The organism is Mycobacterium kyogaense (assembly GCF_003254575.1).
In the GTDB taxonomy this organism is placed as follows: domain Bacteria; phylum Actinomycetota; class Actinomycetes; order Mycobacteriales; family Mycobacteriaceae; genus Mycobacterium; species Mycobacterium kyogaense.
This window is the reverse complement of record NZ_QJUA01000009.1, coordinates 77,560-99,733: the sequence shown is the minus strand read 5'-3', so window position 1 is coordinate 99,733 and position 22,174 is coordinate 77,560. Positions and strand designations below refer to the sequence as shown.

Genomic DNA, 22,174 nt, shown 5'->3' with positions numbered 1-22,174 from the left:
TGGGCTGTCAGGGCGTCGACGTACCCGGGGACCGGGCGGCGAAACTACGGGTCGCTGCGGCGTAGCGCGAGCGGCAACGCCACCCAGAACGAAGCGAACAGCACGAGCGCAGCCACCCCGGCGATCAGCGCGGCGGTCAACCCGGCGACGGTGTCGAAGATGATGACCGTCATGCCGGTGACCGCGACACCGAGCAACAGCAGACCGGCGAAGGCGCAGCGGTGCGCCGCGGTGACCAACGTCTCGAGGCGATGGCGCCGGAACAGCAGGCGGTGCATCCCGACCGGGGCGATCAGCAGTGCCGTGGACAGCACGGCCGCGCTCACCGTCGCCAGATAGACCACCTGCATCTTCTGGCCCAGCATCGTGAACCGCTGCTGGAACGGAAGCGTCAGCAAGAATCCGGTGAGCAGCTGCACCCCGGTCTGCACGACCCGTAGCTCCTGCAGCAGGCTCGACCAATTGCGGTCCAGCCGTTCGGTTTCCGTCTCATGACGGGCTCGCCTGTCCCACCCTCCGTCGTCGTCGAGAGGATGTGCGTTCACAGGTCGATCTTCGCACCCGCGCATCAGCGTCGTACGGAGTTTGGTTACCGCAGGCTCGGGTAATCAGCGCCCCATGAGCAGGCTGTCGAGGAAGATGTACACCCCGCTGTCGGTGGCCACCGGTGTCGGCGGCGGCTTGCTGGCCGGGCAGATCTTCGGCCAGATCTGGAAACGGGTCGGCCAGAACGATCCCGAACCCCCTGACCCCAAAGACCTCAGCTACTCGACGTCGTCGGTACTGATCGCCGGCGCCATCCAGGGCCTGATCGTCGGGTTGGTACGGGCGAGCCTGCAGCGGGCCGGGGCTCGGGGCTACCTGGCGCTGACCAATGAGCCGCCGCCCGGCTGAGTAGCGAACTCATAGCCTTTCCACAGCTAGCGATAGGCATGTTCTTAGTCGCCGGTCGGACTGTAGAGGCATGTTTCGCTCGATCGACACCCGGCTGCTCGGGTGTGCAGCTGTGCTCGCGTTTCCCGCCAGCCTCGCGGTGATGTTGATGGCGACGCCGGGTGCCCCCCTGTTGTACTGGACCGTGTCGGCGTTCGCGTTGGTGATCGCCCTGGCCGTACTCGTCGCCGGCGAGCGCGCATGGGAAGACACCGTCGCCAAGGCTCAGGCCGCCGGCCTGGTGGCCAGCGAACCCGGGCACTGAGGTCACGTCGCGGGGCCGAGCATCACCGACGGCCGTGGCAGCCGCCACCGCGCGCATCCGTCGGTGAGCGCACCGTCGACCTCCGCGGCCACCGCCGCGCTGAACTGTCCACCGCCGTAGACCCAGTCGGAGGCGTTCCCGCCGCCCAGGCTGATCCGCGTCAACGGTAGCCCGCAGGTACGCAGCACCGCGGTGCGGCACAGCAGCCGCTCGGCTGCCGTCCCCCACTCCACCGCGCCCGCGGAGTCGTCCACATCGGCGTGCAATCCGACGACCTGGAGTCGGCGCTCGCCAATCACAGCCGGCCCTCGGTCGTCGAGGTAGACCGCGATGCCGGGGTGGCCGACCGACGCCAGCACGTCGACGTGCCGCTCGGTGGCGACCAGGAACCGCGTCACCCCGGCGGCGACCGCGGCCCGGATCAGCGACGTCGTCGCGTCACACCGCAGCATGACGTGTTCGGCCCCGATACCGCAGGATCCGGTCAGCGCGAGATCGCCCGCGCTCGCGGCCGACACGGTGATGCCGTGGGCGCGCACCCAGCCGGCCACCGCCGGATCGATCAGCGCCCCCGCGGGCACGCTGGGAGTGGACATCGGCAGCCGGCGCCGCATGCCCCGGATCGTCGACGGCAGGTGATGGGCGGGACGGGGAACGTCGAGAACGGCCATGTCCCCGGTCTACGCCGTCACGAACCACCCGCACGCGATCCTTGCGACATCTTGACGGGTGCGGGCTGATCTTTGACGCCGAGCAGACGCGGACTCGAGCTTTTCAGGCCCCTGGAGCTCGAGTTCGCGTCTGCTCGCGGGGAGAACTAGCGGGGCGGGATCTCGTTGGCGAGGTCGATCAGCCTGGCGCGCACCAGCTCTGGCTGTTCGTCGAGGATGAAGTGGCCGCCGTCGACCAGCTCCAAGGTGTAGTCGTCGGCGTGGGCGGTCTCGGCAGCGGCCAGCGACGGGTGGATGGCCGTGTCGTCCTTGCCGAACAGCGCGCGCGTCGGCACCGTCGACCGCCGCCGCTCCGGGTTACGCGCACTGTGCCGCGCCTCGCGCAACAGGAACGTGCGGTAGGTGTCCCGGGCGGTCCTCGCGACCATCGGGTCCCGGAACGCGTCGGCGTAGACCCGCGCCGTCGGGCGATCGACCTTGGGAGCGGCGACTCCGAAGATCACTCGCTCCAGATACGGCGTGCGCCGCTGCAGCGGCACCCCGATCGACGCGACGAACGGCTGATAGAGCAGGAAACGCCACAGGTGCGGCGCCAGCGCCTTCGCCGAGACCCACGGGTGCGGGATGTTGAGCACCAGATAACCGTCGATCCGCTCGGGTACCCGCAGCGCCAGCAGATGGCCGATGAAGCCGCCCCAGTCGTGACCGACGAGCAGGACATGCTCCAGACCCATCGCATCCATCAGCGCCACCAGGTCGCTGACCACGTCTTCTTTGGCCCACTTGTGCGGCGCCGGGCCCGACCAGCCGTAGCCGGGCAGATCGGGCGCGATGATCCGCAGACCGGGCGGCGGATCGGCGAGCAGGTCGCGGTACGCCCAGTGGTGCTGGGGCCAGCCGTGCAGCGCGAGCACCGGCCTGCCGTCCTCGGGTCCGGCCTCGGTCACGTGGAATCGGACACCATGCGCGGTCACGTGACTGCGGCGGACCCCTCCGATCGGAGGGGGTTGGTTCGTCATGCCCCTGAGACTAACGGGGAGGGTTTACGGTGCTGCTATGCCCGGGTACCGCGACCTGTTCGACGCCAGCATCACCGACCCCGAAGCCTTCTGGGCCGACGCGGCCACCGCCGTCACCTGGACTCGCGCACCGCAGCGCATCCTCGACGACAGCCGGCCCCCGTTCTACCGCTGGTTCCCCGACGCCGAACTCAACACCTGCGCCAACGCCCTGGATCGCCACGTCGAAGCCGGCAGGGGCGAGCAGGCCGCACTGATCTACGACTCCGCGGTCACCGACACCCAACGCACCTACACCTATCGCGAATTGACCGATCACACCGCGCGATTCGCCGGTGCGCTGCGCGATCTCGGCGTCGGCCACGGCGACCGGGTGATCATCTACATGCCGATGATCCCCGAGGCCGTGATCGCGATGCTGGCATGCGCACGACTGGGCGCGGTGCACTCGGTGGTCTTCGGCGGATTCGCACCCCACGAGCTCGCCGTCCGTATCGACGACGTCCAACCGGCCGTGATCGTCTCGGCATCGTGCGGGATCGAGCCGACACGAATCGTGGAATACAAGCCGATGCTCGACGCCGCGATCGAAATGTCCGAACACCCGCCGCGGCATTGTCTTGTCGTACAACGGGACACGCATCGCTGCGAGCTCATCGAGGGCCGCGACCTGGACTGGTCCGACGCGATGGCCGCCGCGAGCCCCGTCGACCCCGTCCCCGTCGCCGCCACCGACCCGCTCTACGTGCTCTACACCTCCGGCACCACCGGCAAACCCAAGGGCATCGTGCGCGACAACGGTGGCCACGCCGTCGCGCTGCTGTGGAGCATGAAGCACATCTACGACATCGCCCCCGGCGACGTGTTCTGGGCGGCCTCTGACGTCGGCTGGGTGGTCGGCCACTCCTACATCGTCTATGCCCCACTGCTTCTCGGCGCGACGGCCGTACTGTACGAGGGCAAACCCGTCGGCACCCCAGATCCGGGCGCGTTCTGGCGGGTGATCTCCGAACACGGCGTCAAGGCACTGTTCACCGCACCCACCGCGATCCGCGCCATCCGCAAGGAGGACCCCGAGGGTGCCTACGTGAGCGAATACGACCTGTCCGCACTGGAATACCTGTACCTCGCTGGTGAACGCCTCGACCCCGACACCTATCACTGGGCCGCCGACAAGCTGGGCGTCCCGGTGATCGATCACTGGTGGCAGACCGAGACGGGCTGGCCGATCGCCGCCAATCCCATGGGAACAGAACAGTTTCCGATCAAGGCGGGCTCACCGACCGTCCCGATGCCCGGCTTCGACGTGCACATCCTGCGCGAAGACGGCAGCGACTGCGCCCCAGACCAGGAGGGCGCCATCTGCATCCGGCTGCCCCTGCCGCCGGGCACCCTGCCGACGCTGTGGCACGCCGACGCGCGCTACGAGCAGTCGTACCTGTCCGAATACCCGGGCTACTACCTCACCGGCGACGGCGGCCACTTCGACACCGACGGATACCTGTTCGTGATGGGACGCATCGACGACGTCATCAACGTCGCCGGACACCGGCTGTCCACCGGCGCCATCGAAGAGGTGCTGGCAACCCATCCCGCGGTCGCCGAATGCGCGGTGATCGGGGTGCCCGACGAGATCAAGGGGCAGGCGCCGCGCGGGCTGGTCGTGGTCAAGGCCGGCGCCTCCACCGACGGGCTGGCCGCAGAGCTGGTCCAGCTGGTGCGTGACGAGATCGGCGCCGTCGCCGCGTTCCGGCTCGTCGACGTCGTCCCCGCCCTACCGAAGACGCGGTCGGGCAAGATCCTGCGCAAAACGATGCGCGGGCTGGCCACCGGCCGAGACGAACCCGTCCCGTCGACCATCGAGGACCCGACCGTGCTGGAGAAGCTGGGCCCGATCCTGCGCCCCTGAGGTGTTATCCCGGCGCCGAGCGGGGTACCTCTTCAGCACGCACGTCAATATGACGACGTGAAGGAGGACCGCATGGCGGACAAGCCCAAATACATGGCGGTGCAGGGCGCGGCACTCATCGTGGCGGTCGCCTTGACCGTCATCGGGGTGCTCGGATTCATCCCCGGCATCACATCGGGGATCGACCGGCTGACCTGGGCCGGTCAGCAGTCCGGTGCCCTGCTGTTCGGCATGTTCCTGGTGTCGGTGTTGCTCAACGTCGTGCACATCGTGGTCGGCGTCGCGGGGTTCGCCGGTGCGCGCAGCTACGCCGCCGCCCGCGCCTACCTGCTCGGCGGCGGCCTGATCTATCTCGGGCTGTGGCTCTACGGGCTGCTCGTCGAACGTGGTAGCAACGCCCACGTCATCCCGCTCAACGGCGCCGACAACTGGTTGCACGCAGGCATCGGGGCGGTGATGGTGCTCCTCGCCGTCACGCTCGCCGGCCAACACGACCCCACCAAGCGTCGCTCGCGGGTCCGGCGCGCCGCCAGCCACTGAGGGCCGCGGCGGCGGCCGGTCAGGCGATCGAGAGCGCAATCCCGTCGAGGATGTCGTGCTCACTGACCAGGAGCGTGTCGATGCCGGCCCGCTCGCCGAGCACCGCGGCCAACTCCGTCACGATCAGCGCACCGCCACCGATCACGTCGACCCGGCCTTCGTGCATGGGCCCCAGCACGGCGCGCTGGGCGCGCGTCATCGCCAGTAGCTCCGCACAGACCGGCAGCAGATCGTCGAACTTCACCGACGACAGGTGGATCGCGTCGGGGTCGTAGGTGGTCATCTTCCGCGCAAGCGCGGCCAACGTGGTCATCGTGCCGGCGACGCCCACCCACGTGCGGGCCTGCTGCACGGGCACCACCGAGAGCACCGTCTCGAGAGCCTCGCGCACCACCGCGCGCGCCGCCTCGATCTCCTCATCGGTGGGCGGATCGGAGTGCAAGCACCGCTCGGTCAACCGCACGCACCCGATGTCCGCCGAGTACGCGGCCACCACATCGTCGGAGCCCAGCACCACCTCGGTCGAGCCGCCACCCAAGTCGACCACCACGAACGGTGCTGCCGCCGAATCCAATTCGCCGACCGCACCGAGGAAAGACAACCGCGCCTCCTGCTCGCCGGTGATCACCTCGGCCACCGCACCCGGCACCACCGCACCGAGCACCTCGGACGTCATCGCGAAGAACTCGTCCCGATTACCGGCGTCGCGCGCCGCCGACGTCGCCACCATCCGCACCGCCGACACCTCGTGATCACGCATCAGCGCGGCGTAGGCCTCGAGCGCCGCACGCGTTCGGGCCAGCGCCTCGGGCGCGAACTCGCCCGTGGCGTCCACCCCCTGCCCCAGCCGCACGATCCGCATCTCGCGGTGCACGTCGGTGAGCCGCCCGTCGGAGACGTCAGCGATCAGCAAGCGGATCGAATTGGTTCCGCAATCCACCGCCGCCACCCTGGAGCTCATGTCCACACCTCCGGATCGAGAATGCCGGCCATCTCCGGCTCGGCCGCCAGCAGCGCCAAAGCCTCGTCGCCGAACGGATTGACACCCGGTCCCTTGGCCAGCGCGTGGGCGATCACCACGTGCAGACACTTGACCCGGTCCGGCATCCCACCCCCGGAGAACGTCGTGCCCAGCGGCTCGATCGCATCGCGTTCGGCCAGATACGACTCGTGGGCGCGGCGATACGCCGCGGCCAACTCCGGGTCGTCGACGAGCCGCTGCGTCATCTCCCGCATCAGCCCCGACGATTCGAGCCGGCTCGCCGCCGCCGTCAACGCCGGATGCGTCAGGTAGTACAGCGTCGGGAACGGCGTGCCGTCGGGCAGCTTCGGCGCCGTCTTCACCACGGCGGGATCCCCGTCCGGGCAGCGGTAGGCGATCTCGAGGACGCCGCGCGGCTCACGGCCCAACTGCCGCGCGACGATCTCGAGATCCGTCGGCTCAACCACCGGGCGCCGCAGGGGGAAGTGGAGGCGGAGCGGGTGCGAGCGGTGCCGCCGGTGAAATGCCGTGCGGCGCATCGGCGATCGTGTGCCACAGCGCTGTGTACCAGGGATCGGAGCTCGCGGCGGGACCTACACCCTGCGGCGCCTCCCCCGACTGCGTGGCCCCGGCCGGCAACTGCACCTGATACGGGATCTCCCCCGGCATCACGAAACCCAGCCGTTCGCGCGCCTGCGCGGCGATGAACACCGGGTCGGCCAGCTTGGCCTTCTGCGCCTCTAGATCGGCGATCTGATCCCGCAGTTGGGATTCCGACGCCTGCAGCTGCTTCATCTCGGTGCGCTGACTGAAATACGTGCGCACCGGCCCGGCGATGGTCAACGTGAGCACACACACCACCGCCGCCAGGATCGCAGCGCGACGCGCCGTCGAACCGAACCGCTGGTCGGCCGAGGCCTGCATGGACGCAGCGATCGACGCGCGGATGGAGGTAGCCGGAGCGTCCTGCTCGACGTCGGCGGGTGCTGACTCGGCGACACCCTCGGACACCCGTGGTTCCGCCGCGCTGCGCTCACGACGGCCCGTCGCGCCCGGCTTGGCCCGCCCGGGCTTACCCGGCCCGGCGGGCCGAGAGGTGCGCCGCCGAGGGTCGGGCCGTTTCGCTTCGGGCACAGGCTATTTCGCTCCGCCTTCGAATCGCGGGAACGCCAGGTCGCCTGCGTAGCGGGCCGCGTCACCGAGCTCTTCCTCGATGCGCAGCAGCTGGTTGTACTTGGCGACGCGCTCGCTGCGGGCCGGGGCGCCGGTCTTGATCTGGCCGCTGCCGACCGCCACCGCCAGGTCGGCGATCGTGGTGTCCTCGGTCTCGCCACTGCGGTGGCTCATCATCGTCTTGTAGCCGGCGTTGTGCGCCAGCGACACCGCGTCCAGCGTCTCGGTCAGCGTGCCGATCTGGTTCACCTTGACCAGCAGCGCGTTCGCGGCGCCACGCTCGATACCGTCCTCGAGCCGCTCGGGGTTGGTGACGAACAGGTCGTCGCCGACCAGCTGCACCCGGTCACCGATGGCAGTGGTGAGCGCGACCCAGCCGTCCCAGTCGTCCTCGGACAGCGGATCCTCGATGGACACCAGCGGGTAGGCCCCGATCAGTTGCTCGTAGAAAGCCGCCATCTGCTCGGCGGTGCGGGTCTCCTTCTCGAACGCGTAGCCGGTGCCCTCGGTGTAGAACTCGGTGGCCGCCACATCGAGCGCGAGCGCGACGTCGCTGCCGACCTTCAGGCCGGCGGCCTCGATGGCCGTGCCGATCAGATCCAGCGCCGCCTTCGTGCCGGGCAGGTCCGGGGCGAAACCGCCCTCGTCACCCAGACCGGTGGCGAGCCCCTGCTTCTTCAGCACCGACTTCAGCGCGTGGTAGACCTCCGCACCCCAGCGCAGCGCCTCCTTGAAGCTGGGGGCGCCGATCGGCGCGATCATGAACTCCTGGACGTCGACGCCGGTGTCGGCGTGCGCGCCGCCGTTGATGATGTTCATCATCGGCACCGGCAGGATGTGCGCGTTCGGGCCACCCACGTAGCGGAACAGGGGCAGCGCAGCGCTGTCGGCGGCGGCCTTCGCCACTGCCAGCGAGACACCGAGGATCGCGTTGGCGCCGAGGCGGGACTTGTCCGGCGTGCCGTCCAGATCGACGAGCGCCTGGTCGACGAGGCGCTGCTCGTCGGCGCCGAGGCCGATGACCGCGGGCCCGATCTCGTCGAGCACCGCCTCGACCGCCTTCTGCACGCCCTTGCCGAGGTAGCGCGAACCGCCGTCGCGCAGCTCCACGGCCTCGTGCTCACCTGTGGAGGCACCTGACGGGACGGCGGCGCGGGCGACCGTGCCGTCCAGCAGACCCACCTCCACCTCGACCGTCGGGTTACCCCGGGAGTCGAGGATCTCGCGGGCTCCGACCTGCTCGATGATGGGCACTACTGCCTCCTTGGTCTTTCCAGGCTTCCTGATCAGCGTGGGAATCAGCACTGAGCCTAGAGGTTCTTACAGCGGGTGTCCTTCGGCGTACGCAGTCGCCCAGTCGCGCACGGTCCGCGCGTACTGATCCGAGTGGTTGTAGGCGTGCAGCGCATCCATCCAGCCGCGCGGTGTGGCCAGGTCCTTACCGCTCCAGCACAGGTAACCCGCGGCCGACAGGGCCGCGTCGTCGATGTTGTCGGCACTGATCTTGCCGTCGTTGTTGGCGTCGACGCCGTAGAGCCGCCACGTCTCGGGGATGAACTGCATCGGTCCCATCGCGCGGGCGAACGGCTCGTCACCCTGGTCCTCGACGGCCGGGTCGTGGCTGACCGAATCGTGGTCGAGGATCTCCAGGTTGCCGCCCGTGCCGTCGAGCAGCACTCCGCGGATCGGCGGCGTGACATCGCCGTTCGCGCTGATCTGTGCACCCCGATAGGTGCCGTGATGGCTTTCCACCTGGCCGATGCCCGCCAGCGTCGTCCACTTCAGATGGCAGTCGGGGTTCTCCACCTCGGCCACCCGCGCGGCATAGGCGTAGGCCTCCAGAGCCGTCACCGGGATACCGAGCGCCGGCGCGCGGGCGGCCGCCCACTCGTGCAGCGCGTCGGCCGGGCGGCCCTTGGCGTAGGTGTCGATCTGCGGCACCGGGGCCCCGGCAGGGGGCGGCACACCCTCGGGAATCGGGTTTCCGAGCTGCCAGGAACAGCTGGCGCCCAGAAGCAGCGCCGCAGCGCCGATCACGGCCACCGTTCGCAGCCAACGCACCCGTGTCACCGGACTCCTCAACCCCTTCTGGTCTTAGCCATGCTGCCACGCAGCCAAGGACTTAAGACCTATGCCGGGCCGGACGCGGGCGGTGTACATTCACTAAGCGCATCACCAACCAAGGTGAGCCGAACCTTCCTTTGGCTAGCCAAGGCTCAACAACGAGGACGACGCGATGAGCATGAGCACCGATCTGCCGGTCACCATGCATTCGGCCACGCTGGCCGCCTCGCCCGACCTCACCTCCCAGCTGTTCGGCAGCGGTCTGATCGGGGTGCGCGAGGGCCTCGAAGCGGCGATCGTCGTGTCGATCCTCGTCGCGTTCCTGGTCAAATCGGATCGCCGCGACGCCCTCAAGTGGGTGTGGCTGGGGGTCGGCGCCGCACTCGCGATGACGGTCACCGTCTTCCTGGTCATCCAGTTCGGCGAGAACACGATCACCGGCCTGGCCGCCGAAGCCATCGCCGGGGTCGCCTCCCTGGTCGCCGTCTGCATCGTCACCACGATGGTGCTGTGGATGCGGCGCGCGGCCGCCGGCATGTCGCGTGAGCTGCGCAGCGACATGGCCCAGGCACTGGAAACCGGTCCACTCGCCGTCGCATTGCTGGCGTTCTTCGCCGTCGGCCGCGAGGGTGTCGAGACCGCGTTGTTCATGGTCGGCTACGCCGAGGCGACGTCGAACTGGCCGCTGGTCGGCCTGATCGTGGGTGTGCTGATCGCCGGCGCCATCGCCTACGGCATGTACCGCGGGGCGCTCAGCATCAACCTCGCGAAGTTCTTCACCTACACCGGCGTGTTCCTGATCGTCGTCGCCGCCGGAATCCTGTCCTACGGCATCGGCGCGCTACAGACCGTGGGCTGGCTGCCCGGCCTGGCGTCCAAGGCGTTCGACATCAGCACCTGGTTCAACTGGTCCTCCTGGTACGGCGAGGTGGTGCAGGGCGTCTTCAACGTCACCCCGACCCCGACGGTGCTGCAGCTGTGCGGCTGGCTCTCCTACCTCGCCGTGATCCTGGCGCTGTTCCTGCGTCCCACCCCGGCGCCGACCCGCTCGGCCCCGTCGACTCCCCTCCCCGATCCCGAAAGGTCCATCACGTGAAGGTCTCTCCGTCTGTCGCCGTCCTCAGCACGGCCGTGGCCGCGCTGGCACTGAGCGGCTGCCAGGCCAAAGAGGAGCCGGCCAACGCCGCTGAGGGCAGCGATGCGCCCGCGCAGATCACCGTCACCGCCTCCGACAGTTCCTGCGAGCTGTCCGGCACCGCGGGCAAGACCGGCGCCAACACCTTCGTGGTCACCAACAACGGCAACAAGGTCACCGAGTTCTACGTCTACGGCGAGGGTGAGCGGGTGATGGGCGAGGTGGAGAACATCTCCCCCGGCCTGCAGCGCAAACTGATCGTGCAGCTGTCCCAGCCCGGCACCTACCAGACCGCGTGCAAGCCCGGGATGATCGGCGACGGCATCCGGGCCGACTACACCGTGACCGGCGACGCCGTCGAGATCGACACCGAGGGCAAGTTCAAAGAGGCCGCCGACAGCTACAAGCGCTACATCAACAGCCAGACCGATGCGCTGATCCCGGCGGTCGAATCGTTCGTCGCCGCGATCAAGGCCGGCAACATCGAGGCCGCCAAGGCCCAGTACCCGACGGCGCGAACCTATTACGAACGCATCGAGCCCGTCGCCGAGTCCTTCCCCGACGATCTCGACCCGCGCATCGACCTGCGCGAAGCCGACCTCGAGCCCGGCCAGAAGTGGACCGGTTTCCACCGCCTCGAGAAGGACCTGTGGGTCAGCGGCCTGCAGCCCGACACCAACGCGATCGCCGACCAGCTGGTCGCCGACGTGAAGGAGCTCGACGCCGGGGTGAAGGCGCCCGACTACACGATCGACTCCACCCAGATCGCCGGTGGCGCACAGGGTCTGCTCGACGAGATCGCCACCAGCAAGATCAGCGGCGAAGAGGACATCTTCAGCCACACCGACCTGTGGGACTTCAACGCCAACCTGCAGGGCTCCCAGACGGCGGTCGCCTCCGTGCGACCGATCCTCGACGAGCGCAACCCCGACCTCGGCAAGCGAGTGGACCAGCGGTTCGCCGAAGCCGAGAAGCTGCTCGAGCAGTACCGCAAGGGCGACGGGTTCGTCAGCTACGACACGGTGACCGAGCCGCAGCGCCAGGAGCTCTCTCGGGCGATCGACGCGCTGAGCAAAGAAGTGAGCCAGGTGCAAGGTGTCATCGCACCCCAATGATCCTGTGCCGCCCCGGGATTCGACGCGACCGGGGCTGAGCAGACGCAAGCTGTTCGGCGCGGCCGGGGTCGGCGCCGCAGTGGTCGGCGCGGCCGGTGCGGGCGCACTGGCCGGCCGCGCCTCGGCCGCCCAGCCGGCCAACCATCTGAACACCGCCGTCGCGTTCCGCGGCGAGCACCAGGCGGGCATCGTCACCGAAGCCCAGGACCGGATGCACTTCGCGACGTTCGACGTGACGACGAACAGCCGCGACGACGTGATCAAGATGCTGGCCGACTGGACCGAGATGGCCGAGCGGATGACGCAGGGCGAGGAGGCGTTCGCCAACGGCGCCACCGGCCAGAATCCGTACGCGCCGCCGACGGACACCGGTGAGGCGCTCGGCCTGCCGCCGTCACAGCTGACACTGACGATCGGGTTCGGGCCGTCCTTCTTTCTCAAGGACGGCGTGGACCGGTTCCGGATCGCCGACAAGAAGCCCGCGCAGTTGGTCGATCTGCCGAAGTTCCCGAACGAGAAGATCGAGCCTGCCCGCAGCGGCGGCGACATCGTCGTGCAGGCCTGCGCGAACGACCCGCAGGTCGCTGTCCACGCGATCCGCAACCTGGCCCGGATCGGCTTCGGCACCGTCGCGGTGCGCTATTCGCAGCTGGGCTTCGGTCGCACCTCCTCGACCACCCGCGATCAGTCCACCCCGCGAAACCTGTTCGGCTTCAAGGACGGGACGGCCAACCTGCGGTCTGACGAGACGGACAAGCTGGACCGGTTCGTCTGGGTCGGCGACGGCGACGGGCCCGCGTGGCTGACCGGCGGAAGCTACCTGGTGGCCCGCCGCATCCGGATGCGGATCGAGCAGTGGGACCGCACCACGCTGCTCGAACAAGAACGCGTCGTCGGCCGCCAGAAGGGCAGCGGCGCCCCGATGGGTCTGAACGACGAGTTCGACGAGCTGAATTTCTCGCTGACGGACAAGAAGGACAAGCCGCTGATCGACGAGCGGGCGCACGTCCGATTGGCGTCGAAGGACAACCTCGGCGGCATCGAGATCCTGCGTCGCGGTTACAACTTCACCGACGGCTCCGACGGGTTCGGGCACCTCGACGCAGGGCTGTTCTTCATCGCGTTCGTTCGCGATCCGATCAAGCAGTTCGTGCCGATGCAGAATGCGATCTCGCGCAACGATGCGATGAACGAGTACGTGACGCCCACCAGTTCGGCGGTGTTCGCGTGCCCGCCGGGTATCCGCGAGGGCGACACGTCGACGTTCTGGGGCTCGACGCTCTTCGACTAGCGCTGATTGCGCTCCCCCTTTTCGCCCAAACCGACGTTCGGGCGAACTTTCGCGAGACCACGCCGCCATTTCGTCGATCTCGGCGACCATTGCGCACTCCGCACGTCAGCGCTAGCCTGTCTGGAACGATCCTTACAGAGAGGCGAACGCGGTGACATCCGCCCGGAACAAGCGTCAGCAACAGGGAGACACCTCTCGAGAGCAGATCCTCGACGCCACCGAACGGTTGATGTCGGCGAAGGGCTACGCAGCGACGTCCATCAGCCACATCCGTAAGGAATGCGGGCTTCCCGCCAGCTCCATCTACTGGCACTTCGGATCCAAAGAGGGTGTGCTGGCCGCCGTCATGGAACGCGGCGCCGACCGCTTCTTCGCCCAATTGCCGCGACGCGAGCCGGGCGAGCCGCATGAACCAGACATCGAGACCCGACGCGCCGCAGCAGCGAAACTGCTTGCGCAGCATCCGGATTTCCTCCGGTTGACCTACATGCTGTCGCTCGAGCGAAGCACCGACCCCGCCGTCGATGCAGCCATCCGGCGGGTGCGCGACACCGCCATCGCCGGCTTCCGCGAGGCCATCGCGCCGATGATCCCGGGCGGCGTCGCACCCGAGCGCGCCGAGCAGGTCGTCAACGAGCTCGCCGCCTTCGCCACCGCGGTATCAGATGGGGTGTTCTTCGCCGACCACCTCGAACCCGAGACGACGGACGTCGACCGCATGTACGTCCGCATGATCCAAGCCGTGCAGGCCCTCATTCCCATTCTTTTGGAGGAGACATGACATCACGATCGGTGATCATCACCGGCGCCAGCGCGGGGCTCGGCCTCGAATGTGCCCGCGCCATCCTCGCCGACGACCCCACCTGGCATCTGGTCCTCGCCGTGCGCGACCCGGCCCGCGGAATGGCCGCCGTAGACGCGCTCGGCAACCCCCAACGATGCACCGTCCTCCCGTGCGACCTCGCCTCGCTGCGATCGGTCGACGAATTCGTCGACGCATTCACCCGCGCCGATCTGCCGCCCCTGCACGCCATCGTCTGCAACGCCGGTCTGCAGGTCGTCGACGTCAGTCAGACCACAGCCGACGGCGTGGAGATGACGTTCGGCGTCAACCACCTCGGCCACTTCGCGCTGGTGACAAGCCTTCTCGACCAGCTCGCTGCGCCGGCGCGCATCGTGATCGTGAGTAGCGGCACCCACGATCCGACGAAGTTCACCGGCGGCATGCCCCATCCGCTCTACACCTCGGCCGAGGAGCTGGCACGCCCCGGCGACCCGGACGACAAGGACGGGCGACGGCGCTACACGACGTCGAAGTTGTGCAACATGCTGTTCGCCTACGAACTCGACCGCAGGCTCGGCCAGGGCGCCCGCGGTGTCACCGTGACGGCGTTCGACCCGGGCCTGATGCCGGGGTCGGGATTGGCACGGGAATACTCGCCCGCACAAAAGCTGCTGTGGCGCTACCTTTTTCCGATTCTTCGCGTCCTACCCAACGTCAACAGCATCGCGACGTCGGGTCGGCGGCTGGCAGCCCTGGTGCACGACGCGCGCCACGAGGGCGTCAGCGGATATTACGAGGGCAAGCGCCCCATCTGGTCATCGACGGACTCCTATGACACGGCCAAGGCCCAGGACCTGTGGACGACGAGCGAGCAATTGGTGGCCACTGCGAGGGCGTGATCGAACTCGACGAAATGGCGCGATCTACTCGACTTCTTGCGCCCGTTCGTCGGTGTGGGCGTCGTGGGGCTCGTCGACTACCTCATGCGGCCAGTGGGCACGCCACTCGTCAGCGCTGATGACCCCGTGCGGGCTTCCGTCGAGCTGCTCGGCGACATCGTCACCCCGCCGGGCCGCCGCGGCCGCGCGCTCGGCCACGCGCACATCGGCCATGAACTCCAGAATCGCTGTGCGCAAAGCATTCTCGGCGTCATAGTCGGCGCTCACGGTGATCCAGGTGAGGGCATCGGGAACCAGCTCGGCCGGGAAGCCGGCACCCTCGGCGCGCGCGAGTACCTTCTGCGCCAGCGCCAGCGCGGGCTGCGCGGTCGGGATGTCGTCCATGATGGACTCGCGCGCCGACTTCTCCAGCGCCTTGCGCGCCTCCCACTGCGCCAGCTGATCCTCCAGCGAGATCGATTCGCCGGCCAGCACCGCCGGCACCCGGTTGCCGAGCTTGCGCACCAGCGCGTCGGCCACATCATCGATACCGAACGCATCCTCGGGTGCATCCTCGGCGATACGCGCGTGGAACAGCACCTGCAGCAACACATCTCCGAGCTCGTCGCGCAGCTCGGTCAGATCACCGCCATGCACCGCGTCGAACAGTTCGTAGGTCTCCTCGAGCAGATAGCGCCGCAGCGAGTCATGCGTCTGCTCGCTCTCCCACGGCCCGGCGGTGCGCAGCTTGTCCATCATCGCGACCGCATCGACCAGATGTTCCCCGGGCTGCGGGGCCGGTGCGGCGATCACCCGCTCGCCGGCGGCGATCCGTGCGGCGACAGACGGGTGCTCACGATCGGACGACAGCAGCGTCGGCGCCGGGTCACCGCTGTAGGCAGGACGTGCCGACGGCAACGACCACGGCACCTTGATCGGCATCTCTTCCGTGTACTGCACGTCGCCGGCCAGCAGATCGATCGCCTCGATCGGCACCAGCGACGGGCGGCGCGGATCCACCAGAACGACCGTCATGCGCCACCTCCGAACTTCGCGATGTCGACCGGGGCCTGACCATCGCCCGCGATCGCCACGAGCAACCCTGCTACGAACGCGACCAGCTCGAGATCCCTGATGCGTGGAGCCGCCACCCCGCTGCCGGCCCGCGGGATCGGCACCTGCACCGTCGACGTGGTGGCCCGGTAGTTCGCACCGGCGTAGAGCCGCTTGAGCCGCAGCTGCGCCGAATCGGGCAGCGTCAGTGGCGAGATACGCACCGTCGACGCCGACGGCGCCCCGACCTCGGTCACCCCGAAGGCCCGCGCCAGCAGCCGCAACCGGGCGACCGCGACGAGCAGCAGGGCAGGTTCGGGCAGCGGGCCGTAGCGGTCGATGAGTTCCTCGATCACCGAGTCGACAGCGGCATCGTCGGCGGCAGCGGCCAGCCGGCGGTACGCCTCCAGCCGCAGACGATCACTGCCGATGTACTCCGGCGGCAGATGCGCGTCGACCGGCAGATCGATCCGCACCTCCTTCGGCTCCTCCGGCGCGAGAACGGTTTTCCCGTCCGCCGCGGCGCGGTAGGCCTCGACGGCCTCGCCGACGAGCCGCACGTACAGATCGAACCCCACGCCCGCGACATGGCCGGACTGCTCGGCACCCAGCACGTTGCCCGCGCCGCGGATCTCGAGATCCTTCATCGCGACCGCCATGCCGGCACCGAGGTCGTTGTTCTGCGCGATCGTCGTGAGCCGGTCATAGGCGGTCTCGGTCAGCGGAACCTCCGGCGGATACAGGAAATACGCATACCCACGTTCGCGCGAGCGTCCGACGCGACCACGCAACTGGTGCAGCTGCGACAGACCGAACGTGTCGGCTCGCTCGACGATCAGCGTGTTGGCGTTCGAGATGTCCAGGCCCGTCTCGACGATCGTCGTGCACACCAGGATGTCGAACTCGCGGTTCCAGAACCCCTCGACCGTCTTCTCGAGCTGCTCCTCGGGCATCTGCCCGTGTGCGACCACCACCCGCGCCTCGGGCACCATCTGCCGCACCCGCGCGGCGGCCTGGTCGATCGAGCGCACCCGGTTGTGGATGTAGAACGCCTGCCCGTCGCGCAGCATCTCGCGGCGCAGCGCCGCCGCGACCTGCTTGTCGTCGTGCGGGCCGACATAGGTCAGCACCGGATAGCGTTCCTCGGGCGGCGTGAGGATCGTCGACATCTCGCGGATCCCGGCCAGGCTCATCTCCAGGGTGCGCGGAATCGGTGTCGCGCTCATCGTCAACACGTCGACATGGGTGCGCATCGACTTGATGTGCTCCTTGTGTTCGACGCCGAAGCGCTGCTCCTCGTCGACGATCACCAGCCCGAGGTCTTTCCACGTCACGCCGGTCTGCAGGAGGCGATGCGTGCCGATCACGATGTCGACCGAACCGTCCTTCATCCCCTCCATCACGGCCTTGGATTCCGAGCCGGACGTGAAGCGCGACAAGCCTTTCACCGTGACAGGGAAGCCCGCCATGCGCGCGCTGAACGTCTGCAGGTGCTGGTCGGCCAGCAGCGTCGTCGGCACCAACACCGCCACCTGCTTGCCGTCCTGCACCGCCTTGAACGCCGCGCGCACCGCGATCTCGGTCTTGCCGTAGCCGACGTCGCCACAGATCACCCGGTCCATCGGGACCGGCTTCTCCATGTCGGACTTCACCTCGGTGATCGCGGTGAGCTGATCCATCGTCTCGGTGAACCCGAACGCGTCTTCCATCTCGATCTGCCACGGGGTGTCCGGGGCGAACGCGTGCCCGGGCGAGGCCTGCCGCTTGGCGTACAGCGTGACCAGCTCCGCGGCGATCTCCCGAACTGCCCGGCGCGCTTTGGTTTTCGTGTTCGCCCAATCGCTGCCGCCGAGCTTGGACAACGTCGGCGCCTCGCCACCGACATAGCGGGACAGCTGATCCAGCGAATCCATCGGCACGTACAGCCGATCCGACCCGCCGCCACGCTTGGCGGACGCATACTCCAGCACCAGGTACTCGCGGCGGGCGCCACCCACCACCCGCTCGGTCATCTCGACGAACCGGCCGATGCCGTGTTGATCGTGCACCACCAGATCACCTGCGGTCAGCGCCAGCGGGTCGACGACGTTGCGCCGCTTGGCCGCGAGTTTCTTGCCCTCCGTGGAGGCGACGCGATTACCGGTCAGATCGGCTTCGGTGATCACCACCAGGTTCGCGCCCGGCATCACGACGCCCTCGTGCAACGGGCCCTTCAGCACCCCGACCACGCCGTCGCGCGGGACTGCACCGGGCTCGAGAATCGTTGCAGCCGTATCGGCTTCGCCGAGTTGCTCGACCACGCGCATGCACGTGCCGCTGCCCGGGGTGACGACGATGCCGTAGCCACCGGTCAGGACGTGGGCCCGCAGCATCGCGAAGATCTCGGAGAGGTTGTGCTGCTGACCCCGCGCCGAGGGCGCCGACCGGATGTCCAGGCGCAGCGGCTCGTCGGCGCCGCTGTCGAGTTGGCTCAACGTCCACCACGGATGGCCACCGGCCCGCGCGGCGTCACGGCCCTCGTCGAACGGGACGAAGCCCGATGCGCCCAGCGCCTCCAGGTCGATCGGCGCGTCGCCACCCACGGCGGCCGTCGACCACGACGCTTCGAGGAACTCGCGCCCGGTCTTGATCAGATCGGCGGCACGGCTGCGCACCTTCTCCGGATCGCAGATCAGCAGCGGCGTGCCCTCGGGCAGCAGCGAGGGCAGCGTCACCAGACCGACCGGCTTCAGCAGCGGCAGCAGCGCCTCCATACCGTCAACGGGGATGCCCTCGGAGAGCTTGGCCAACATGTCGGGCACGCTGCCCGTCACCCCGTTCTCCACCACAGGGTGCTCGGCGGACAGCGCCGCGGCCCGCTCCCGCACCTCGGCGGTCAGCAGCACCTCGCGGCACGGCACCGCGATCACCGTGGCGACGTCGATCTCGGGGATGGACCGCTGATCGGCGACGGCGAACATGCGCATCTCGGAGACCTCGTCACCCCAGAACTCCACGCGCACGGGATGCTCGGCCGTCGGCGGGAAGAGGTCGAGGATGCCACCGCGCACCGCGAACTCGCCGCGTTTGGCCACCATGTCCACCCGGGTGTAGGCCAGATCGACCAGCCGCGCGACGGTGGCGTCGAAGTCGGACTCTTCACCGATGGTCAGCGTGACGGGCTCGACCGCGGCCAAGTCGGGTGCCATCGGCTGCAACAGCGAGCGCGCCGTCGTCACCAGCACCCGCAACGGCGGGCCCAGCCGCTCGTCGTCGGGACGGGTGAGCCGGCGCAGCACCATCATCCGCGCGCCGACGGTGTCGACGCCCGGTGAGAGCCGCTCGTGCGGCAGGGTCTCCCACGACGGGAACATCGCGACCGCATCGCCGAACACGCCCTTGAGCTCGGCGGTCAGGTCGTCGGCTTCGCGGCCGGTCGCGGTGACGGCCAGCACAGGGCCGGCCTGCGCGAGCGCGGCGGTGGCGAAGAGCCGCGCGCTGGCCGGGCCGACGAGGTCGAGATCGGCGGGCCGGTCGGCGGCGCGGCGAGTGACCTCCTGCAGAGAGGGGTCGCGCAGCGCCAAGTGGACGAGGCCCGCGATCGGGGTGTGGACATGAAGGGTCCCCGATGAGGTCATGATGGGCTCCATCGTAGGCCCCGACGGCGCGATGACCGAACCGGCCGAACCCGAAAAGGCGGGCTACTCCCCCCGCAGTTGCGGGTCGGCCTCCAGATGAGTGAGCCCGTTCCACATCAGGTTCACCAGATGCGCGGCCACCACTTCCTTCTTCGGCTCGCGGGTGTCGAGCCACCACTGCGCCGACATCGACACCGAGCCGACGAGGGCCTGCGCGTAGAGCGGCGCCAGGTCGGGGTCGAGTCCGCGGCGGGAGAAATCGCCGGCCAGGATCGACGACACCTGGTTGACGGCGTCGTTGAGCAACGTCGAGTAGGTGCCCGCGGTGATGCTCGCCGGCGAATCGCGGATGAGGATGCGGAACCCGTCGGTGTGTTCTTCGACGTAGGTCAGCAGCGCCAACGCGACCCGCTCCAGGCGCACGCGAGAGCGGTTGTTGGTCAGCGACGAGGTGATGCCGTCGAGCAGCGCCGACATCTCGCGATCGACCACGACGGCGTAGAGGCCCTCCTTGCCGCCGAAGTGCTCGTAGACCACGGGCTTGGAGACGTTGGCCCGCAGCGCGATCTCCTCGATCGAGGTGCCGTCGAAACCGCGCTCGGCGAACAGCGACTTCGCGATCTCGATCAGCTGCTGGCGACGCTCACTGCCGGTCATCCGGGCGCGCGGGGCGCGGACATCCTTGTCGGGAGCTGGCACGCCGTTCAGGGTAAACCGCGCCACGCATCGCGAGGCGCGGACCGCGTGGTGCGTTAAAGTCGCACGCGTATCTCGTCACCGATCCGTCGTGGTGTAATCGGCAGCACCTCTGATTTTGGTTCAGATAGTTCAGGTTCGAGTCCTGGCGACGGAGCGAGGCTTGCCGAGCGACAATGGGCACGGAGCGAGGCTTGCCGAGCGACAATGGGCACGGAGCGAGGCTTGCCGAGCGACAATGGGCACGGAGCGAGGCTTGCCGAGCGACAATGGGCACGGAGCGAGGCTTGCCGAGCGACAATGGGCACGGAGCGAGGCTTGCCGAGCGACAATGGGCACGGAGCGAGGCTTGCCGAGCGACAATGGGCACGGAGCGAGGCTTGCCGAGCGACAATGGGCACGGAGCGACGAGTTCAATCGCGAGTGTGCGAATCGATACGGCGCAGCCGGCATGTCCCGGATGAACCTGCACAGTCGACAGGCAGGAGCCGCGATGACGCGTGACGCAGCCGTCCTCATCCTCGCCGCGGGAGCCGGCACCCGGATGAAGTCCGACACCCCCAAGGTGCTGCACACCCTCGGCGGCCGCAGCATGCTGGCCCACGCCGTGCACGCCGTCGCCGGGGTCGGGCCCACGCACCTGGTGGCCATCGTCGGCAAGGATCGCGAACGCGTCGCCCCGGCTGCGCTGCAGATCGGCGAGACCCTGGGCCGCCGGGTCGAGATCGCGGTGCAGGAAGAGCAGCGCGGCACCGGCCACGCCGTCGGCTGTGGGCTCTCGGCGCTGCCGGAGGACTTCACCGGGGTCGTCGTCGTCACCTCCGGCGACGTACCGCTGCTGAACTCCCACACCCTCGACGCCTTGATCGCCGCGCACACCGCCGCCGGCGCCGCAGCCAGCGTGCTGACGACGACGCTGGCCGACGCCACCGGCTACGGCCGGATCCTGCGCACCCAGGACGGCGAGGTGATCGGCATCGTCGAACAGGCCGACGCCACCCCGGCGCAGCGGGCGATCCACGAGGTCAACGCCGGCGTGTACGCGTTCGACGCCGCAGAGCTGCGCTCGGCGCTGAGCCGGCTGCGTTCCGACAACGCCCAGCACGAGCTCTACCTCACCGACGTGTTCGCGATCGTGCGCGGCGACGGCCTACCGGTGCTCGGCCAGCACATCGACGATGCAGCGCTGGTGGCAGGGGTCAACGACCGCGTCCAGCTGGCCGCGCTCGGCGCCGAATTGAACCGTCGCGTGGTCGCCGCGCATCAGCGCAACGGGGTGACCGTCGTCGATCCGGCGACGACGTGGATCGACGTCGACGTGACGATCGGACGCGACGCCGTGGTGCGCCCCGGCACCCAGCTGCTGGGGGCGACGGCAATCGGCGCGCGATGCGAGATCGGCCCGGACACGACGCTGACCGACGTCACCGTCGGCGACGGCGCATCGGTGGTGCGCACCCACGGGTCCGAGTCGGTCATCGGCGCCGACGCCACCGTCGGACCGTTCACCTACCTGCGCCCCGGCACGGTCCTGGGTGACGACGGGAAGCTGGGCGCGTTCGTCGAAGCCAAGAACGCGACCATCGGCGCCGGTACGAAGGTGCCGCACCTGACCTACGTCGGCGATGCCGACATCGGCGAGCACAGCAACATCGGCGCCTCGAGCGTGTTCGTCAACTACAACGGCGAGACGAAGAGCCGCACGACGATCGGCTCCCACGTCCGAACGGGGTCGGACACGATGTTCGTCGCCCCCGTCACGATCGGCGACGGCGCGTACACCGGCGCGGGCACCGTGGTGCGCGACGACGTGCCCCCCGGCGCCCTCGCGGTGTCGGCCGGACCCCAGCGCACGATCGAGGGTTGGGTGGAACGCAAGCGACCCGGCAGTGCCGCCGCGCAGGCGGCCGCAGCGGCACGCGCGGCCGCTGAAGCTACCGGCGAGTAGCGTTTCGTCGCCGTTTATTGGCATTCTGGTAACCCGCCAACGTGCGAGCGTCCGCGCTACGTACGATGACCCGAGAATCGACTGCGAGAAGCCGAGGGCGC

21 protein-coding genes and 1 tRNA gene are annotated in these 22,174 nt (G+C 68.8%); 11 read left to right on the top strand and 11 right to left on the bottom strand.

The annotated features are described in order from the left end of the window. Window positions 1-44: 44 nt before the first annotated feature. Window positions 45-545: a DUF6328 family protein gene (locus DMB80_RS09390; RefSeq protein WP_240431090.1), complete on the bottom strand. Its 501-nt coding sequence runs from the start codon at window positions 543-545 to the stop codon at window positions 45-47. A 73-nt stretch (window positions 546-618) separates the two neighbouring features. On the opposite strand from DMB80_RS09390, the gene DMB80_RS09385 reads away from it, so the two are divergent. Next, entirely contained in the window at window positions 619-894 is a 276-nt protein-coding gene (locus DMB80_RS09385) for a DUF4235 domain-containing protein (RefSeq protein WP_111509594.1), read from the top strand. Between the two features lie 70 nt (window positions 895-964). Then, window positions 965-1,198: a hypothetical protein gene (locus DMB80_RS09380; protein WP_111509593.1), complete on the top strand. Its 234-nt coding sequence runs from the start codon at window positions 965-967 to the stop codon at window positions 1,196-1,198. 2 nt (window positions 1,199-1,200) lie between these two features. On the opposite strand, the gene DMB80_RS09375 is transcribed toward DMB80_RS09380, so the two are convergent. Continuing rightward, complete coding sequence (locus DMB80_RS09375; RefSeq protein ID WP_111509592.1) at window positions 1,201-1,869, bottom strand: type III PLP-dependent enzyme domain-containing protein; 669 nt, start codon at window positions 1,867-1,869, stop codon at window positions 1,201-1,203. 146 nt (window positions 1,870-2,015) lie between these two features. Beyond that, window positions 2,016-2,888: an alpha/beta fold hydrolase gene (locus DMB80_RS09370; RefSeq protein WP_111509591.1), complete on the bottom strand. Its 873-nt coding sequence runs from the start codon at window positions 2,886-2,888 to the stop codon at window positions 2,016-2,018. A gap of 37 nt (window positions 2,889-2,925) precedes the next feature. Between DMB80_RS09370 and DMB80_RS09365 the strand changes: the two genes are divergently transcribed. Both DMB80_RS09365 and DMB80_RS09360 read left to right on the top strand, forming a co-directional pair. Then, a complete protein-coding gene (locus tag DMB80_RS09365; protein WP_111509590.1) occupies window positions 2,926-4,797 on the top strand; it encodes a propionyl-CoA synthetase in 1,872 nt (623 codons plus the stop codon). Window positions 4,798-4,869: 72 nt separating this feature from the next. Continuing rightward, on the top strand, window positions 4,870-5,337 hold the full coding sequence (locus DMB80_RS09360) for a DUF4383 domain-containing protein (protein ID WP_046363133.1): 468 nt from the start codon (window positions 4,870-4,872) through the stop codon (window positions 5,335-5,337). Window positions 5,338-5,356: 19 nt separating this feature from the next. On the opposite strand, the gene DMB80_RS09355 is transcribed toward DMB80_RS09360, so the two are convergent. The 5 genes from DMB80_RS09355 to DMB80_RS09335 form a co-directional block, all read right to left on the bottom strand. Next, a complete protein-coding gene (locus DMB80_RS09355; protein WP_111509589.1) occupies window positions 5,357-6,298 on the bottom strand; it encodes a Ppx/GppA phosphatase family protein in 942 nt (313 codons plus the stop codon). Next, on the bottom strand, window positions 6,295-6,786 hold the full coding sequence (locus DMB80_RS09350) for a DUF501 domain-containing protein (protein WP_111509588.1): 492 nt from the start codon (window positions 6,784-6,786) through the stop codon (window positions 6,295-6,297). Before DMB80_RS09350 ends, DMB80_RS09355 begins: the two co-directional genes overlap by 4 nt. Further along, window positions 6,779-7,453, bottom strand: a complete 675-nt coding sequence (locus DMB80_RS09345; protein ID WP_111509587.1) for an FtsB family cell division protein — start codon at window positions 7,451-7,453, stop codon at window positions 6,779-6,781. The genes DMB80_RS09350 and DMB80_RS09345 overlap by 8 nt, the downstream gene beginning before the upstream one ends. A gap of 3 nt (window positions 7,454-7,456) precedes the next feature. Continuing rightward, window positions 7,457-8,746, bottom strand: coding sequence for a phosphopyruvate hydratase (gene eno / locus DMB80_RS09340; RefSeq protein ID WP_046363104.1), 1,290 nt, complete (start codon window positions 8,744-8,746; stop codon window positions 7,457-7,459). A 66-nt stretch (window positions 8,747-8,812) separates the two neighbouring features. After that, on the bottom strand, window positions 8,813-9,562 hold the full coding sequence (locus tag DMB80_RS09335; protein ID WP_111509586.1) for a lytic transglycosylase domain-containing protein: 750 nt from the start codon (window positions 9,560-9,562) through the stop codon (window positions 8,813-8,815). Window positions 9,563-9,728: 166 nt separating this feature from the next. Between DMB80_RS09335 and efeU the strand changes: the two genes are divergently transcribed. From efeU to DMB80_RS09310, 5 genes are all read left to right on the top strand, one after another. Further along, window positions 9,729-10,652, top strand: coding sequence for an iron uptake transporter permease EfeU (efeU, locus tag DMB80_RS09330; protein ID WP_111509585.1), 924 nt, complete (start codon window positions 9,729-9,731; stop codon window positions 10,650-10,652). After that, a complete protein-coding gene (gene efeO / locus DMB80_RS09325; RefSeq protein WP_046363101.1) occupies window positions 10,649-11,806 on the top strand; it encodes an iron uptake system protein EfeO in 1,158 nt (385 codons plus the stop codon). The genes efeU and efeO overlap by 4 nt, the downstream gene beginning before the upstream one ends. Next, window positions 11,787-13,097, top strand: a complete 1,311-nt coding sequence (efeB, locus tag DMB80_RS09320) for an iron uptake transporter deferrochelatase/peroxidase subunit (protein WP_420812160.1) — start codon at window positions 11,787-11,789, stop codon at window positions 13,095-13,097. Before efeO ends, efeB begins: the two co-directional genes overlap by 20 nt. A gap of 151 nt (window positions 13,098-13,248) precedes the next feature. Continuing rightward, window positions 13,249-13,878, top strand: coding sequence for a TetR/AcrR family transcriptional regulator (locus tag DMB80_RS09315; protein WP_240431089.1), 630 nt, complete (start codon window positions 13,249-13,251; stop codon window positions 13,876-13,878). Beyond that, on the top strand, window positions 13,875-14,780 hold the full coding sequence (locus DMB80_RS09310; protein ID WP_111509583.1) for an SDR family NAD(P)-dependent oxidoreductase: 906 nt from the start codon (window positions 13,875-13,877) through the stop codon (window positions 14,778-14,780). The genes DMB80_RS09315 and DMB80_RS09310 overlap by 4 nt, the downstream gene beginning before the upstream one ends. A 24-nt stretch (window positions 14,781-14,804) precedes the next feature. On the opposite strand, the gene DMB80_RS09305 is transcribed toward DMB80_RS09310, so the two are convergent. The 3 genes from DMB80_RS09305 to DMB80_RS09295 form a co-directional block, all read right to left on the bottom strand. Further along, on the bottom strand, window positions 14,805-15,794 hold the full coding sequence (locus DMB80_RS09305; protein WP_111509582.1) for a nucleoside triphosphate pyrophosphohydrolase: 990 nt from the start codon (window positions 15,792-15,794) through the stop codon (window positions 14,805-14,807). Continuing rightward, the gene (mfd, locus tag DMB80_RS09300; protein WP_111509649.1) at window positions 15,791-19,429 is read right to left on the bottom strand and encodes a transcription-repair coupling factor; all 3,639 of its coding nucleotides are present in this window, start codon (window positions 19,427-19,429) and stop codon (window positions 15,791-15,793) included. The genes DMB80_RS09305 and mfd overlap by 4 nt, the downstream gene beginning before the upstream one ends. Window positions 19,430-19,492: 63 nt before the next feature. Beyond that, complete coding sequence (locus tag DMB80_RS09295; protein ID WP_046361833.1) at window positions 19,493-20,086, bottom strand: TetR/AcrR family transcriptional regulator; 594 nt, start codon at window positions 20,084-20,086, stop codon at window positions 19,493-19,495. Window positions 20,087-20,210: 124 nt separating this feature from the next. Between DMB80_RS09295 and DMB80_RS09290 the strand changes: the two genes are divergently transcribed. Beyond that, window positions 20,211-20,282: transfer RNA gene (locus tag DMB80_RS09290), tRNA-Gln, on the top strand. Window positions 20,283-20,618: 336 nt separating this feature from the next. Then, window positions 20,619-22,073, top strand: coding sequence for a bifunctional UDP-N-acetylglucosamine diphosphorylase/glucosamine-1-phosphate N-acetyltransferase GlmU (glmU, locus tag DMB80_RS09285; RefSeq protein WP_111509648.1), 1,455 nt, complete (start codon window positions 20,619-20,621; stop codon window positions 22,071-22,073). The last annotated feature ends 101 nt before the right edge of the window (window positions 22,074-22,174 follow it).